We start from the raw sequence: 18,787 nt of genomic DNA, 5'->3' as shown, positions 1-18,787 counted from the left end.
TTAATTTGGAAAATACATCAAAAATTCAGTTCAATTTCTCGGATAGAACTTTCACTTTTTATTGCTTTTTCGCTTAATTTGACATTGTGTAATTGAACATTTTGGTTTTTAACAACTTCTGATAAAACTATCAAGAAATCTTTTGATAATTCATTAATTCTGCTCTTTTCAAATAATTTCTCACAGAATTCAAAACTACATTTGAGTTGTTCACCATCAAGATTTACAAACAATGTTAAATCAAACTTAGCTATCGTATGATCTCGAACATAAGGTTTAAATACTAAATTTTCTATTTGAAGCTCTGTTTCTTCGGTATTTTGTAAAACAAACATTGTATCAAATAGTGGGTTACGGCTCTTATCTCTTTTTATATTTACTTTTTGAACCAGCTCTTCAAAAGGATACTCCTGGTTCTCATACGCATTTAACATTGTTTCTTTCACTTCTTGAACATACGTATAGAACGTTTTGTCTCCCACTGGATAATTTCGTATCGCTAACGTATTAACAAACATTCCAATGATTGGCTCTAAATCAGCATGCGTTCTTCCTGCGATAGGAGTCCCTACAATAATATCCTCTTGACCACTATATTTTGCTAATAGTGTTGTATATGCCGCTAATAAAACCATATACAATGTCGCTCCTGTTTGTTTTTCTATCTCTTTTAATCCGTCGCTAATTTGTTTGTCAATTGTAAATTCTACTATGTCCCCCTCGTAGCTTCGTACCGATGGTCTCTCATAATCGATTGGTAGCTCTAACTCTGGAATTTCCCCCTCAAACATATTCAGCCAATACGCTTCCTGTTTTCTCATTCGTTCACTTTGCATTTCACTTTGTTGCCAAACTGCGTAATCCTTGTACTGGATTCGAAGCGGTGGCTGTGACTCATCTTCATACAACTGAATAAATTCCTCGATGATAAGATTTGTTGAGACACCATCAGAAATAATATGATGTATATCAAACAACAACACATGGTAATCCTTACGAATTTCAATTAATCCAACTCGCAATAACGGTGCCTCTTGCAAATTAAATGGACGTACGAAACGATCGATATGTGTATCTATCTCCTCTTTTTCAGCTTGTATCTTTTCGAGAGAAAACATCACTTCAGAATGTATGTGCTGCACGGGTTCTCCCTGAATCATCTCAAAACTTGTCCGTAATGACTCATGACGTTGAATTAAGTTTCGGAATGCTTCTTCTACACGAGCAGAATCAAGTTCTCCTTCCACAATCATTACACCCGGCATATTGTAACTTAACTCTCCACCTTCTAATTGACTCAAAATGTACATACGCTTTTGTGTCGAAGAGACTGGATAATACGTTCTTGTTGGTGTCACTGGAATAGACAAGTAAGTCTGTCCCTCACTACCAGTAATAAATTCAGCCATTTGTTCAACTGTCTGATATCGGAAGACATCTCTTACCATAACATTGACGTTCATCTGTTTATGAATCTTAGATACGAGTGTAGTCGCTCTTAATGAATGCCCACCAACATCAAAGAAGTTGTCCTTAACCCCAATATGATGATTGAATAGAACCTCTTTCCATATCTCAATCAACTGTTCTTCTATCCTTGTACGAGGTGCAACATACTCTATACCTGTTTGTAAATTCCCTTCTGGCTCAGGCAATGCTTTACGATCGATCTTACCATTTTGTGTTAATGGCATTTGGACGAGCTGTACAAAGTAAGCTGGAATCATATATTCTGGCAATTCTTGTGCCATCGCTTCTCGAAGTTGTCCCACTGTTAAGCTTTCATCTCCGACGAAATATGCGCACAATTGTTTTAATCCGTCCTTACTCTCTCGTACAATCACAGTAGCCTCTTGAACCAAATTCACCTTCTGAAGCACTGATTCAACCTCACCCAATTCAATTCGATATCCTCGAATTTTCACTTGATCGTCGATTCTGCCAATATACTCAATATTTCCATCTGGTAACCATTTTGCCAAGTCCCCTGTTCTATACATGCGCTCTCCTGGGCTAAAAGGATTTTCTACGAATTTTTCCGCCGTTAACCCCGGTTGATTTAGATATCCTCTAGCCACACCATCTCCAGCGATATACAACTCTCCTTGCACACCTGTTGGTACCAAATTCAATTGTCGATCCAACAAATAAATGCTCGTATTTGCGGCTGGCTTTCCAATCGGAACATATTCTCTTCTATCTTCCACTGGATCAAAGCGATAAATCATACATCCTACAACCGTTTCAGTTGGACCATATTCGTTATAAATGGAAATGTGACCATCTGATTGTTCACTAACTTCCCGTGCTAATTTAGCGCTTAGATTTTCTCCTCCAACAATCATCTTTTTCACAGTAGTGTGTTCTGCTAGATTCATTTCTTTTAAGATATGCAAATGAGCTGGAGTCAATTTAATAATATCCACTCGTGAATCCTGCATAATCGTTGGAATTAAAGCTGCCTTATCCTCACCATCATAAACTAGAATCGTATTTCCTGTTATCAACGGTGTAAAGACAGACGTTACAGTTAAGTCGAAAGAAACCGATGAATATAACGGGAAATTCGTTTTCTCCCCTTGTACATACACCTCACGTGCCCACCAAATATAATTGGTTAAACCTTGATGCTCAATTAACACGCCTTTCGGATTACCTGTCGAGCCCGATGTATAAATCACATATGCCAGATCTTTACCATGACTTATTGGTTCTAGATTTGTTGTTTGTTTATCGTAGGATTGTGACTCACTCAGCGAAATAATGACTCCGTCATAAGAAAGTGGCGGATGTACATCACCATGCACTAATACAATACGTGCTTTCGAATCCTCCAACACATATTGGATACGTTCTTCCGGATATTGTGGATCAATTGGTACGTAAGCCCCTCCTGCCTTACTAACAGCTAGAATTCCTACGACCATCTCCAAACTATGTTTAGCAATAATTCCGACTAACTGATCCGCCTGTACGCCTTCTTTCCTTAGTGTTCGCGCCAGCTGATTCGCTCGTTCATTCAGCTCACGGTACGTGAACTGCTGATCCTCGAATACAACCGCAAGATGATCCGGTGTACGTTCTACCTGTTCTTCGAACAGTTGATATACTGTCTTTTCATGCGGATATTCAACAGCTGTGTCATTGAATACTTCGAGAACCTGCATTTTCTCTTCCACTGTTACTAATTCTAATTCTTGTACGCACAATTGCGCATCATTTACAACCTGCTCCATAATTTGAATTAGATGATCCTTTATTCGCGTTACATTAGCATAATCGTATACGTTCGCATTGTACTCAAAATGCATTTTTACTTCTTCATCAGGAATCACAATAACGTTAAAATCATAATTCGTTTGTTCAGTCATACTTACATTTTCTATTGTTAAATCTGTTTCACTACGATTTTCGCTATGCTCCATTTGTTGTTCTAAAGGATAGTTTTCAAATACCATAATATGGGTAATTAAATCCTGCTTTTGTTCCGTTTGTGCCTGTATTTCATACAACGGATGCGTATCGTATGCATGTGAGGCTACCGCCTGCTTCTGATTTCTTTTCATCACTTCTACAAAGGAATCTTCCGCATCACAACGAATACGCACAGGAATTGTGTTAATAAATAATCCAATGATATTTTCTACACCCAATATTTCCGATGGTCTTCCGGAGACTACACTCCCGAATACGACATCAGTACTGTTATTATATCTCTGCAACAATACGCCCCATGCTGTCTGCATTAGCGTATTCAAAGTAACTTGATTACTATTCGCTACCTGTTTCAATTGCTCCGTCAATTCTTTGCCAAGGTTCCAAACTAAGTTACCTGAAATATAGTTTTCATTCTCTCTACTAGAAGTAACTTTTGGCAACAGTGTTTGCCCCTCATACCCTTCTAAATAATCATTCCAATATTTAGAGGCCTCTTCATGATTTTGTGCTTCTAACCATTCAATATAGTTACTATATGGCGTTACTACAGATAACTTAGGCTCTCTTTGTTCCTGAATAGCATAATATATTTCGAAGATTTCCTGTGTCACCAGTGGGATACACCAACCATCCATTAAGATATGGTGGAAACTCCAAATAACACGGTACGTTTGCTCCTCGGTGCGTAAGATTGTCATACGCATTAATGCCTCTTCAGCAAGATTAAATCCTCTTTCTTTATCTTCAGTCGTATACTTCTTCACCCAATCTTCACGTGATGACTCTTCCATTTCCTGAAGATCTTCATAATGAAAGTCGATTTTTCTATTTCGGTATACGATTTGTAACGGCTCATCATTCCAAGTACTTGCAACAAAGTTAGTTCGGAATATGGAATGTCTTTGCACCAACTGTTCTAAACCTTGAGTGAATACCTTTATATTCATACTTCCCTGCATATCAAACGTTGCTTGTTCAAAATAAGCTTCCGATTGCGGATTCATCAAGCTATGAAATAACATACCTTTTTGCGTTGGAGTTAACGGATACACATCTTCAATTTCACCTATGTGCTTGGTTTCCTGTACAACGCGATCTAATGCTTCAATCGTCATCCCTTTAAAAATAATATCACTTGGTGTGAGCTCCACTCGCTCTTTCGTTACACAATGTTCAATGACTTCTTGTAGACTCGCTTGCAGCCCATTCGCCAATTGTTCTATTGTTTCTCTTCGGTATTGTTTACGATTATAGTTAATTGTAAGCGACATTTTTCCATCTAAAATCATACTATTAATATCTAAAACAAATACTCTTAGTTGATTTGTATTTGCAGATAAACCACTTGAATAAGAAGATATTTGCATCGCACTATTCTCTAAGTCTTGGTCAAACTGCCCCAAATAGTTGAAGCTAATCTCTGGATTCAATGTAAAGGTCTGCTTTTCTTGATTTTCAGATAGATATTTTAAAAGACCGTATCCAATCCCTTTATTCGGAATGTGGCGTAATCCTTCTTTAATATTCTTAATCTGATGAGAAACATTGCTTCCTGCTTCAATCGGCAAGACTACTGGATATTGACTCGTAAACCAGCCTACTGTACGAGTGATATCGAGATCAGAAAGAATAGATTCTCGTCCATGTCCTTCTAAATTCACAACAATGTTTTCCATTCCTGTCCACTGATGAATCGCCATTCCTAAAGCTGTTAACAATAAATCATTGATTTCAGTGTTATATGCCCGGTTTGCTTGTTTTAATAACTGCTCCGTTTCAGCAGCTGTCCATTGGACCGTGATGTCTTCACTATCCTTTATCAAACCACAATCTTGTTCCTCATCCTTCGGCAACAATCCCGTTGGGATTTGCTCGATCTCATTCCAATATTCACGCTCTTTTTCCATATCTGAACTATTCGCGTAAAGGGATAATTGTTCTGCCCATAATTGGAAAGAATCTGTTTTTTGTGGCAGTTGAATCGCCTCTTCGTTTACCACTTGTTCATATCCTACCCCGATATCTTCCAGTAATATCCGCCAAGAAACACCATCCACTACTAAATGATGGATAACAATCAACAAATGATCGCCTTCTTCACATTGGAACAAGCCTAGTTTCATTAATGGCCCTTCACTTAAATCAATGCTACTTTGAATCCTATTTACAGCCTCTTCAATCGCTGAGGCAGGATTTACGTTTCCAGTGAAATCCATCACTTCCAAGTTGAATAATTCTTCTTCTATTCCTCGGTTCCATACCTCATACCCTTGTTCGGTTTGACGGAAGACCATCCGCAGCGCATCATGATGCTCAGCAATTTTTTGCATCGTCTTACGAAGAGCTGATACATCAAACCCTTGTTTCCGGTATAACATAAACGCTTGGTTAAAGTGATGAGGAGCTGTCACCTCGCGGTCGAAAAACCAACGTTGAATTGGTGTTAACGTAGCCTCTCCTGTTACTTCGCCTTGTTCAACAACTCGCGTCATTTTCTCCACATGCGGACTTAAAGACGCAACAGTCGAATATTTGAATAAATTTTTCATCTCTACTCGATAACCAGCTTGATGTAGTCTCGAAGAGACTTGAATAGATTTAATTGAGTCGCCTCCTAAATCAAAGAAATTGTCTAATATTCCAATTTGCGGAACACCAAGTACCGTTTGCCAAATTGAGACTAACATTTCTTCTATTGGAGTTTGCGGCGCAACATACTCCGTACCTGTTTGTAAATTTCCTTCTGGCTCAGGTAACGCTTTACGATCAATCTTACCATTTGGTGTTAATGGCATTTGCTCCAGTTGTACAAAGTAAGATGGAATCATATAATCTGGTAATTCTTGTGACATCGCTTCTCGAAGTTGTCCCACTGTTAAGCTTTCATCTCCAACAAAGTATGCGCACAATTGTTTTAATCCATTTTCATTCTCTCGTACAATAACAATGGCTTCTCGAACCAGCTCTACTTTCTGTAACGTTGACTCAATCTCTCCTAGTTCAATTCGATACCCTCGAATTTTCACCTGATGATCCATTCTTCCTAAATATTCGATTGTTCCATCAGATAGCCATCTACCGATGTCACCAGTCCGGTACATTCTTTCGCCAGGTACAAATGGGTTGGTTACAAATTTTTCCCTTGTCAACTCATCTCGATTCAGGTACCCCCGAGCAAGACCATCTCCACCGACACATATTTCTCCCTGTACTCCAACAGGTAGAAGTTTGTTCGACTCGTCCACAATATAAACAGTGGAATTTGCAATTGGTCGACCTATCGGAATGTTTGAATACTCCTTGCTAATAGGAAAACTGCAGGAGAATGTTGTATTTTCCGTCGGTCCATAACCGTTGATAATTGTAAGGTTAGGACAACTGCTTCTCACCATTGAAATTGTGTTTGGCGATAGCGCATCTCCACCTACCAATAAATATCGAAGTGAAGAAAATAATTCAGGATTTTGTAGAGCCAATTGATTGAACAACGGCGATGTTAACCACATTGTCTTAATTTGATATTGCTTCAACGCTTCATTAAGCTTTTCAACGCTTAAAATAACCGTCTCTGGAACGATATATAACTGTAATCCATTTAATAAAGCACCCCAAATTTCAAAAGTACAAGCATCAAACACTAAGGCTCCGGTCATCAAAATCCGGTCTCCTTCAGCGAATTCTACATAATTAGTATTTTGAACTAAGCGTACAACACTTCGTTGTTCTATCAATACCCCTTTTGGTTGCCCCGTGGAACCTGACGTATACATAACGTACGCTAAGTCCTCAGCAACTGTAACCAACGGAAGATTGGTATTATCATCTTTATACGAACTTGGATTACTCAAATCAATCAAGATTCCAGAGAAATTAAAACGATCCGTTTGTATTGCAGATGCATACTGCGTCAGCAAGATACTGATGTTACTATCCTCTAGCATGTAACGAATTCGTTCCTCAGGATATTCTGGATCAATCGGTACATAAGCACCACCTGCTTTTAATATTCCAAGTGTCCCCACAATCATTTCTAATGAACGTTCTGCCATAATTCCAACTAACTGATTTGCCTGTACGCCTTCATCTCTTAGCGTCCGCGCCAACCGGTTCGCTCGTTCATTCAACTCACGATATGTCAATTGCTGCCCTTCGAATACTGCCGCAATTTGATCTGGTGTACGCTCCACCTGTTCTTCGAACAATTGGTGGATAGTCTTTTCACGTGGATATTCAGTCGTTGTATCATTGAATACTTCGAGAATCTGTGTTTTCTCTTCCGCTGTTACCAATTCTAAATCTTGTATACAAATTTGTGGGTTATTTACAACTTGCTTAATAACTTGAATCAAATGACCACGAATTCGTTCTACACTTGTATGATCATATACATTGGCATTGTAATTAAGTCGAACTTTAAATTCTTCACCAGGAACAACAATTACATTAAAATCATAGCTTGTCTGTTCTTCCATATTTGCATTCTTGACTTCTAATAGGTTTTCGGACTGGTTACCAACACGTTCCATTTCTGTCTCTGTAGGATAGTTCTCAAACACCATAAGATGTGTGATTAAGTCCTGTTTTTGTTCCGTTTGTGCCTGTATTTCATACAATGGATGCGTATCGTATGCATGTGAGGCTACTGCCTGCTTTTGATTCTTTTTCATCACTTCTACAAAAGCTTCTTCCGCGTCACAACGAATACGCACAGGAATCGTGTTAATGAATAAACCAATCATATTTTCTATACCTGGTATAACAGCTGGTCTTCCTGATACAACACTTCCAAATACAACATCCTGACTGCCATTATATTTCTGTAGTAGCGCTCCCCATGCTGTCTGAATTAAGCTGTTGATTGTGACTTGATTATCACTAGCTACCTGTTTCATCTTCTGCGTTAATTCTCTATCAAACTCACAAAGTAGCTCTTCCAAAACATAACCTTCAGCTTCATTTTTCAAGTTTTCTTTTGGTAATAATGTTTGTCCTTCATACCCCTCTAAATAATCATTCCAATATTCAGATGATTCTTCATGATCTTGCGTTTCTAACCATTCAATATAATCACTATATGGTGTTACTACAGATAATTTAGGTTCTCTTTGCTCCTGAATAGCATAGTAAGCTTCGAAGATTTCCTGTGTCACCAGTGGGATACACCAACCATCCATTAAGATATGGTGGAAACTCCAAATAACACGGTACATTTGCTCCTCAGTACGTAAGATAGTCATACGCATTAATGCATCTTCAACGAGGTCAAATCCTCTTTCCCTATCTTCATTCGTATACACCTTTATCCATTCTTCACATGATGACTCTTCCATTTCATGAAGATCTTCATAATGAAAGTCGATTTTTCGATTTCGGTATACAACTTGTAACGGCTCATCATTCCAAGCACTCACAAAGTTAGTTCGGAATATGGCATGTCTTTGCACCAATTGCTCCACACTTTGAGAAAATGCCTCTATATTCACATTTCCCTGTATATCGAACCTTGCTTGTTCAAAATAAGCTTCCGATTGTGAGTTCAATAAGCTGTGGAATAACATACCCTTCTGCATTGGAGTTAATGGATACACATTTTCGATTTCGCCTATGTGCTTTGTTTCCTGTACAACGCGATCTAATGCTTCGATTGTCATCCCTTTAAATGTAATATCACTTGGTGTGAGCTCTGCTCGCTCTTTTGTTACGCAATGTTCAATGACTTCTCGTAGGCTCGCTTGTAGCCCATTCGCCAATTGTTCTATTGTTTCTCTTTCATATTGCTTTCTACTGTAATTAATTCCTAATGATAATTTTCCATCTGTTAGAATACCATTAATAATTAGCGCAAACGGTCTGCTTTGCTCTCCACTTACATCTGAACCACTCGAATAAGTTGATATTTGCATCGCACTATTCTCTAAGTCTTGGTCAAACTGACCGAGATAGTTAAAGCTAATTTCTGGCTTCAGTATAGATGGCTGCTTTTCTTGATTTTCAGATAAGTATTTTAAAAGACCATATCCAATCCCTTTATTCGGAATTTGACGTAATCCTTCTTTAATATCCTTAATCCGGTAAGAGATGTCGCTCCCTGCTTCAATTGGCAAGACTACTGGATATTGACTCGTAAACCAGCCTACTGTACGAGTAATATCAAGATCAGAAAGAATAGATTCTCGTCCATGTCCTTCCAGATTTACAGCGATTCTTTCCATTCCTGTCCACTGATAAACTGCCATTCCTAAAGCTGTTAACAATAAATCATTGATTTCAGTGTTATATGCTCGGTTTGTTTGTTTTAATAACTGCTCTGTTTCAGAGGCTGTCCATTGGATAGTGATGACTTCGCTATCCTTTATCAAACCATAATCTTGTTCCTTATCTTTCGGCAACAATCCCGTTGGGATTTGCTCGATTTCATTCCAATATTCGCGCTCTTTCTCCATCTCTGGACTATTCGCGTAAAGGGATAATTGTTCTGCCCATAATTGGAAAGAATCTGTTTTTTGTGGCAATTGAATCGCCTCTTCGTTTACCACTTGTTCATATCCTGTCCCGATATCTTCCAGTAATATCCGCCAAGAAATACCGTCTACCACTAAATGATGGATAACAATCAACAAATGGTCGCCTTCTTCACATTGGAACAAGCCTAGTTTCATTAACGGCCCTTCACTTAAATTAATGCTACTTTGAATCGCATTCGCAGCCTCTTCAATCGCTGAAGCCGGATTCTCATTCCCTGTGAAATCCATCACTTCTAAGTTGAATAATTCTTCTTCCTCTATTCCTCGGTTCCATGCCTCATACCCTTGTTCTGTTTGATGGAAGACCATCCGCAGCGCATCATGATGCTCGGCAATTTTTTGCATCGTCTTACGAAGGGCTAATACATCAAATCCTTGTTTCCGATATAACATGAATGCCTGGTTAAGATGGTGAGGATCTGCAATCTGATTTTCAAAGAACCAAAGCTGAATTGGTGTTAATTTAGCGTCGCCTGTTACTTCGTCTTGTTTCGCAACTCGCGTCATTTGCTTCACATGCGGACTTAAAGACACCACAGTCGAATATTTGAATAAATCCTTCATATCTACTCGATAACCAGCTTGATGCAGTCTCGAAGAGACTTGAATAGATTTAATTGAGTCGCCTCCTAAATCAAAGAAATTGTCTAATATTCCAATTTGCGGAACACCAAGTACCGTTTGCCAAATTGAGACTAACATTTCTTCTATTGGAGTTTGCGGCGCAACATACTCCGTACCTGTTTGTAAATTTCCTTCTGGCTCAGGTAACGCTTTACGATCAATCTTACCATTTGGTGTTAATGGCATTTGCTCCAGTTGTACAAAGTAAGATGGAATCATATAATCTGGTAATTCTTGTGACATCGCTTCTCGAAGTTGTCCCACTGTTAAGCTTTCATCTCCAACAAAGTATGCGCACAATTGTTTTAATCCATTTTCATTCTCTCGTACAATAACAATGGCTTCTCGAACCAGCTCTACTTTCTGTAACGTTGACTCAATCTCTCCTAGTTCAATTCGATACCCTCGAATTTTCACCTGATGATCCATTCTTCCTAAATATTCGATTGTTCCATCAGATAGCCATCTACCGATGTCACCAGTCCGGTACATTCTTTCGCCAGGTACAAATGGGTTGGTTACAAATTTTTCCCTTGTCAACTCATCTCGATTCAGGTACCCCCGAGCAAGACCATCTCCACCGACACATATTTCTCCCTGTACTCCAACAGGTAGAAGTTTGTTCGACTCGTCCACAATATAAACAGTGGAATTTGCAATTGGTCGACCTATCGGAATGTTTGAATACTCCTTGCTAATAGGAAAACTGCAGGAGAATGTTGTATTTTCCGTCGGTCCATAACCGTTGATAATTGTAAGGTTAGGACAACTGCTTCTCACCATTGAAATTGTGTTTGGCGATAGCGCATCTCCACCTACCAATAAATATCGAAGTGAAGAAAATAATTCAGGATTTTGTAGAGCCAATTGATTGAACAACGGCGATGTTAACCACATTGTCTTAATTTGATATTGCTTCAACGCTTCATTAAGCTTTTCAACGCTTAAAATAACCGTCTCTGGAACGATATATAACTGTAATCCATTTAATAAAGCACCCCAAATTTCAAAAGTACAAGCATCAAACACTAAGGCTCCGGTCATCAAAATCCGGTCTCCTTCAGCGAATTCTACATAATTAGTATTTTGAACTAAGCGTACAACACTTCGTTGTTCTATCAATACCCCTTTTGGTTGCCCCGTGGAACCTGACGTATACATAACGTACGCTAAGTCCTCAGCAACTGTAACCAACGGAAGATTGGTATTATCATCTTTATACGAACTTGGATTACTCAAATCAATCAAGATTCCAGAGAAATTAAAACGATCCGTTTGTATTGCAGATGCATACTGCGTCAGCAAGATACTGATGTTACTATCCTCTAGCATGTAACGAATTCGTTCCTCAGGATATTCTGGATCAATCGGTACATAAGCACCACCTGCTTTTAATATTCCAAGTGTCCCCACAATCATTTCTAATGAACGTTCTGCCATAATTCCAACTAACTGATTTGCCTGTACGCCTTCATCTCTTAGCGTCCGCGCCAACCGGTTCGCTCGTTCATTCAACTCACGATATGTCAATTGCTGCCCTTCGAATACTGCCGCAATATGATCTGGTGTGCGCTCCACCTGTTCTTCGAACAATTGGTGGATAGTCTTTTCACGTGGATATTCAGTCGTTGTATCATTGAATACTTCGAGAATCTGCGTTTTCTCTTCCGCTGTTACCAATTCTAAATCTTGTATACAAATTTGTGGGTTATTTACAACTTGCTTAATAACTTGAATCAAATGACCACGAATTCGTTCTACACTTGCATAATCATATACATTGGCATTGTATTCAAATTGTACCTGCATCTCTTTTCCAGGTACTACAATCGTATTCAAGTCATAATTTGTTTGTTCAGCCATAGAGATATTCATAATTTTCAAATTAGACTCATCATGATTTCCTGTAAATTCTATTTGTTGTTCTAAAGGATAGTTTTCAAACACCATAATATGGGTGATCAAGTCCTGCTTTTGTTCCGTTTGTCCCTGTATGTCATACAACGGATGCGTATCGTATACATGTGAGGCTACCGCCTGCTTCTGATTCCTTTTCATCACTTCTACAAAGGAATCTTCCGCGTCACAACGAATACGCACAGGAATTGTGTTAATAAATAATCCAATGATATTTTCTACACCCAATATTTCTGATGGTCTTCCGGAGACTACACTTCCAAATACGGCATCGGTACTGTTATTATATCTCTGCAACAATACGCCCCATGCTGTCTGCATTAGTGTATTCAAAGTAACTTGATTACTATTCGCTACCTGTTTCAATTGCTCCGTCAATTCTTTGCCAAGATTCCAAACTAAGTTACCTGAAATATAGTTTTCATTCTCATTAGAAGAAGTAACTTTTGGCAATAGTGTTTGCCCTTCATACCCTTCTAAATAATCATTCCAATATTTAGAGGCCTCTTCATGATTTTGTGTTTCTAACCATTCAATATAGTCACTATATGGCGTTACCACGGATAATTTAGATTCCCTTTGTTCCTGAATAGCATAGTAAGTTTCGAAGATTTCTTGTATTACCAGTGGCATGCACCAACCATCCATTAAGATATGGTGGAAACTCCAAATAACACGGTACGTTTGCTCCTCGGTACGTAAGATTGTCATACGCATTAATGCATCTTCAGCAAGATTAAATCCTCTTTCTTTATCTTCAGTCGTATACTTCTTCACCCAATCTTCACGTGATGACTCTTCCATTTCCTGAAGATCTTCATAATGAAAGTCGATTTTTCTATTTCGGTATACGATTTGTAACGGCTCATCATTCCAAGCACTCACAAAGTTAGTTCGTAATATAGCATGTCTTTGCACTAACTGTTCTAAACTTTGAGCGAACGCCTTTAGATTCATACTACCCTGCACATCAAACGTTGCTTGTTCAAAATAAGCTTCCGATTGCGGATTCATCAAGCTATGAAATAACATACCTTTCTGCATTGGAGTTAACGGATACACATCTTCAATTTCGCCTATGTGCTTTGTTTCCTGTACAATACGATCTAATGCTTCCATTGTCATTCCTTTGAAAATAATATCACTTGGTGTGAGCTCCGCACGCTCTTTCGTTACACAATGTTCAATGACCTCTTGTAGGCTCGCTTGCAGCCCATTCGCCAATTGTTCTATCGTTTCTCTTTGGTATTGCTTTTTACTGTAGCTAATTCCTAGTGATAAATTCCCACCAGATATCATTCCATTAATATCCAGAACATACGATCTTTCATGATTCTTATTCTCGAAATCACCACTCGAATAAGAAGACATCTGCATCGCAGTATTCTCCAAATCTTGATCAAACTGCCCCAGATAGTTAAAGCTAATCTCTGGCTTCAGTGTAAACATCTGTTTTTCTGGATTTTTAGATAGATATTTCAAAAGACCATATCCAATCCCTTTATTCGGAATGTGGCGTAATCCTTCTTTAATATTCTTAATTTGGTGAGAGATATCGCTCGCTGCTTCAATCGGTAGGACTACTGGATATTGACTCGTAAACCATCCTACTGTACGAGTGATATCGAGATCAGAAAGAATGGATTCTCGTCCATGTCCTTCCAGATTCACAACAATGTTTTCCATTCCTGTCCATTTGTGAATCGCCATTCCTAAAGCTGTTAACAATAAATCATTGATTTCAGTGTTATATGCCCGGTTTGCTTGTTTTAATAACTGCTCTGTTTCAGAGGCTGTCCATTGGACCGTGATGACTTCACTATCCTTTATCAAAACACAATCTTGTTCCTGATTTTTCGGCAACAATCCCGTTGGGATTTGTTCAATTTCATTCCAATATTCGCGCTCTTTCTCCATGTCTGGACTGTTCGCGTAAAGAGATAATTGTTCTGCCCATAATTGGAAAGAATCTGTTTTTTGTGGTAATTGAATATTCTCTCCGTTTACCGCCTGATCGTACCCTGCCTCAATATCTTCCAGCAATATTCGCCAAGAAACGCCATCCACTACTAAATGATGGATAACCATCAACAAATGATCGCCTTCTTCACATTGGAACAAGCCTAGTTTCATTAACGGTCCTTCACTTAAATCAATGCTACTTTGCATCGTATTTACAGCCTCTTCAATCGCTGAATCCGGATTCCCATTTCCTATGAAATCCATCACTTCCAGACTGAATAATTCTTCTTCCTCTATTCCTCGGTTCCATGCCTCGTACCCTTGTTCTGTTTGATGGAAGACCATCCGCAGCGCATCATGATGCTCGGCAATTTTTTGCATCGTCTTACGAAGAGCTGACACATCAAACCTTTGTTTCCGATATAACATAAACGCTTGGTTAAAGTGATGCGGAGCTGTCACCTCACGGTCAAAAAACCAATGCTGAATTGGTGTTAACTTAGCCTCACCTGTTACTTCCCCTTGTTCAGCAACTCGCGTCATTTTCTCCACATGCGGACTTAAAGACGCTACAGTGGAATGTTTGAATAAGCTTTTCATATCTACTCGATAACCAGCTTGATACAGTCTCGAGGAGACTTGGATAGACTTAATTGAGTCGCCTCCCAAATCAAAGAAATTATCCAATACCCCAATTTGCGGAACACCAAGTACCGTTTGCCAAATCGAGACTAACATTTCTTCCATTGAGGTTTGCGGCGCAACATACTCCGTATCTGTTTGTAAGTTCCCTTCTAATGCAGGTAATGCTTTACGATCAATCTTACCATTTGGTGTTAATGGCATTTGCTCCAGCTGTACAAAGTAAGATGGAATCATATATTCTGGCAATTCTTGTGCCATCGCTTCTCGAAGTTGTCCCACTGTTAAGCTTTCATCTCCGACGAAATATGCGCACAATTGTTTTAATCCGTCCTTACTCTCTCGTACAATCACAGTAGCCTCTTGAACCAAATTCACCTTCTGAAGCACTGATTCAACCTCACCCAATTCAATTCGATATCCTCGAATTTTCACTTGATCGTCGATTCTGCCAATATACTCAATATTTCCATCTGGTAACCATTTTGCCAAGTCCCCTGTTCTATACATGCGTTCTCCTGGGATAAAAGGATTTTCAACGAATTTTTCCGCCGTTAATCCTGGTTGATTTAGATATCCTCTAGCCACACCATCTCCAGCGATATACAACTCTCCTTGCACACCTGTTGGTACCAAATTCAATTGTCGATCCAACAAATAAATACCCGTATTTGCGGCTGGCTTTCCAATCGGAACATATTCTCTTCTATCTTCCACTGGATCAAAGCGATAAATCATACACCCTACAACCGTTTCAGTTGGACCATATTCGTTATAAATGGAAATGCGACCATCTGATTGTTCACTAACGTCCCGTGCTAATTTAGCGCTTAGATTTTCTCCTCCAACAATCATCTTTTTCACAGTAGTGTGTTCTGCTAGATTCATTTCTTTTAAGATATGCAAATGAGCTGGAGTCAATTTAATAATATCCACTCGTGAATCCTGCATAATCGTTGGAATTAAGGCTACCTTATCCTCACCATCATAAACTAGAATCGTATTTCCTGTTATCAACGGTGTAAAGATAGATGTCACAGTTAAATCGAAAGAAATCGATGAATATAGTGGGAAATTCGTTTTCTCCCCTTTTACATACACCTCACGTGCCCACCAAATATAATTGGTTAAACCTTGATGCTCAATTAACACGCCTTTCGGATTACCTGTCGAGCCCGATGTATAAATCACATATGCCAAATCTTTACCATGACTTATTGGTTCTAGATTTGTTGTTTGTTTATCGTAGGATTGTGACTCACTCAGCGAAATAATGACTCCGTCATAAGAAAGTGGCGGATGTACATCACCATGCACTAATACAATACGTGCTTTCGAATCCTCCAACACATATTGGATACGTTCTTCCGGATATTGTGGATCAATTGGTACGTAAGCCCCTCCTGCCTTACTAACAGCTAGAATACCTACGACCATCTCCAAACTATGTTTAGCAATAATTCCGACTAATTGATCTGCCTGTACGCCTTCTTTCCTTAGCGTTCGCGCCAGCTGATTCGCTCGTTCATTCAGCTCACGGTACGTGAACTGCTGATCCTCAAATACAACCGCAACATAATCCGGTGTACGTTCTACCTGTTCTTCGAACAGTTGATATACTGTCTTTTCATGTGGATATTCAGAAGAAGTATTGTTAAATTCATTCAATAACTGTTTCGTTTCATATTCATTAATTAGAGAAACTTCAGCTATTTTTTCAAAAGGATGATTCATGATATGCTCCGCAATTGCGAATACATGTTTGAATAGTACATCAATATACTTTTCATCAAATAGACAAGTGCGATAATCAGCATATATCTCTAAATATCCCTCATCTATTTTTTCAACTACATGAACAAGAAGGTCATTCACTTCATTTCCACAGAAACTACTTTTTATGTCTAATTTAGTACCATCCATATCTACCATATTCCTAAATGGACGATATTCCATAGTAATACCAAAGAGTCGACCAAGATCTGGCATAGAATGTATTTGTCTAACATCTTTAATCAACTGATTATACGGATATTTCTGATGTCGAAGAATTTTTGCCTGCTCCTTCGATACTTGTTGCAAAAATGAAATTATATCATCTTCAGAATCTAAAGAAACTTTAACGGCCACTGTACTAGTGAACATTCCTACCGTTTCTTTTTCTTGTCTTGTGGTTCGGTTGGCATAATTTGTTCCGATAATAAGATTTTTTTCATTTGTAACTTTATTTATATATATATATAAAGCTCCTAAAAAGAACGTGAATATACTAATTTTATTTTCCTTGCAAAACGCTCTTACTTTGTGATAAAAATCCACACTTACTTCTAAGTATGTTCTTTCCGCAGCTGTACTTGTTAATAAGGGATTGTAAGGTTTTAATTCGGTGAAATCTGGAAGAGATTGAAACTTTTCTAACCAAAACGCTCTATCTTTTTGAAAGCGTGCTGACTTCTCATACTCCTCTTCCGCTTGAATATAATCTAGATATGAATGTTTTTTATACGTAGCAAAAAACGTTCCTTTTACCATATCAGCATAATTTTGATTCACATCCTCAACAATCTGCGCTAAAGAAATTCCATCACATATAATGTGATGAATTTTAATATTATAGCCATATTCCTCATCATTAATTTTAAATATCGTAATTTCATACAATTCAGAATCATACAGTTTCATAGCGGTTCTATTATGAGAATCTAGCCAATTTTCTACATCATCTCGCGTTGATGTTTCAGAGAAATCGATATAATCTACTTCTTTATATGTATATGGTTCAACATACTGCTTCGCTTCACCATTCTCAAAAGTTAATTTTATTCGAAAAGCATCATTTTCTTTAATAACAGATTGAAAAGATTGTTGTAAAACATCTATATCTATCTGGTTTTGCATTTTTATTGTCCCTGAGAGAATACAGGCAGTTGTGTTCGGATAAAGTAATTCTGTATACCATATTCTTTTTTGTGCTTGGGTTAAAGGCAATAATTCAATCGTTTTTGTCTTCATTTCTGCTCCACCTTCAATATATGATTTAAATTATATAAGCAGTACAATGGATGTTAATAAACTACAAAATATATCGAGAATGGGTATAAACATAGTACCAACTTAATTCAAAATCATGAACTCTCGATACAAGCCGAAGGAATATGCTATTTAAAACATTCCAACCAAAAACAAAACTAATGCTAGTATATTTTTTAAATATATCCCTCCCACTACAAAATTCTAAGATTTGATACGTAGTAGCGAATAACTCATTCGAAAAAGAATCACTAAAAAAGAGGATTTTAAAAAAGAAAAATAACTAACCTACAAGATGAACATCTGTACTCTGCCAACAGTCCACTGTCCATAAATCTCCTTCTTTTTTTGCAAACAAAACAGATATGCTCTTTTTTCGAACTTATAACTAATCATCTTTCTTTCAATTCAGCATTTTCATTATTTTATGTATTTTGCGACTGAACAACATTATATTACAGTTTTTGTTATATAATTACAACTGAGAAAATTGTCGAATATTCAGAAAAAATATTTTTTTTTTAGTTTTTTAACGAACATCCCAAAGTTAATCCCCGATTTTTGTCGAATATCCCGCAAAAAATGTTTTTTAAGAATTTTCTTATAATCATTTCGAAACTAATTCCAGTAAGATTGTCCTCCCATGAATT

1 protein-coding gene is annotated in these 18,787 nt (G+C 38.0%); it reads right to left on the bottom strand.

The genetic code is table 11. The features are described from left to right. Positions 1–17: 17 nt before the first annotated feature. A complete protein-coding gene (locus DJ93_RS27920; protein WP_042984684.1) occupies positions 18–18,119 on the bottom strand; it encodes a non-ribosomal peptide synthase/polyketide synthase in 18,102 nt (6,033 codons plus the stop codon). Positions 18,120–18,787 lie beyond the last annotated feature (668 nt).

Source organism: Bacillus clarus (assembly GCF_000746925.1).
GTDB lineage: Bacteria > Bacillota > Bacilli > Bacillales > Bacillaceae_G > Bacillus_A > Bacillus_A clarus.
The sequence above is the reverse complement of the archived record's forward strand: the minus strand, read 5'-3'. Positions and strand labels throughout refer to the sequence as shown.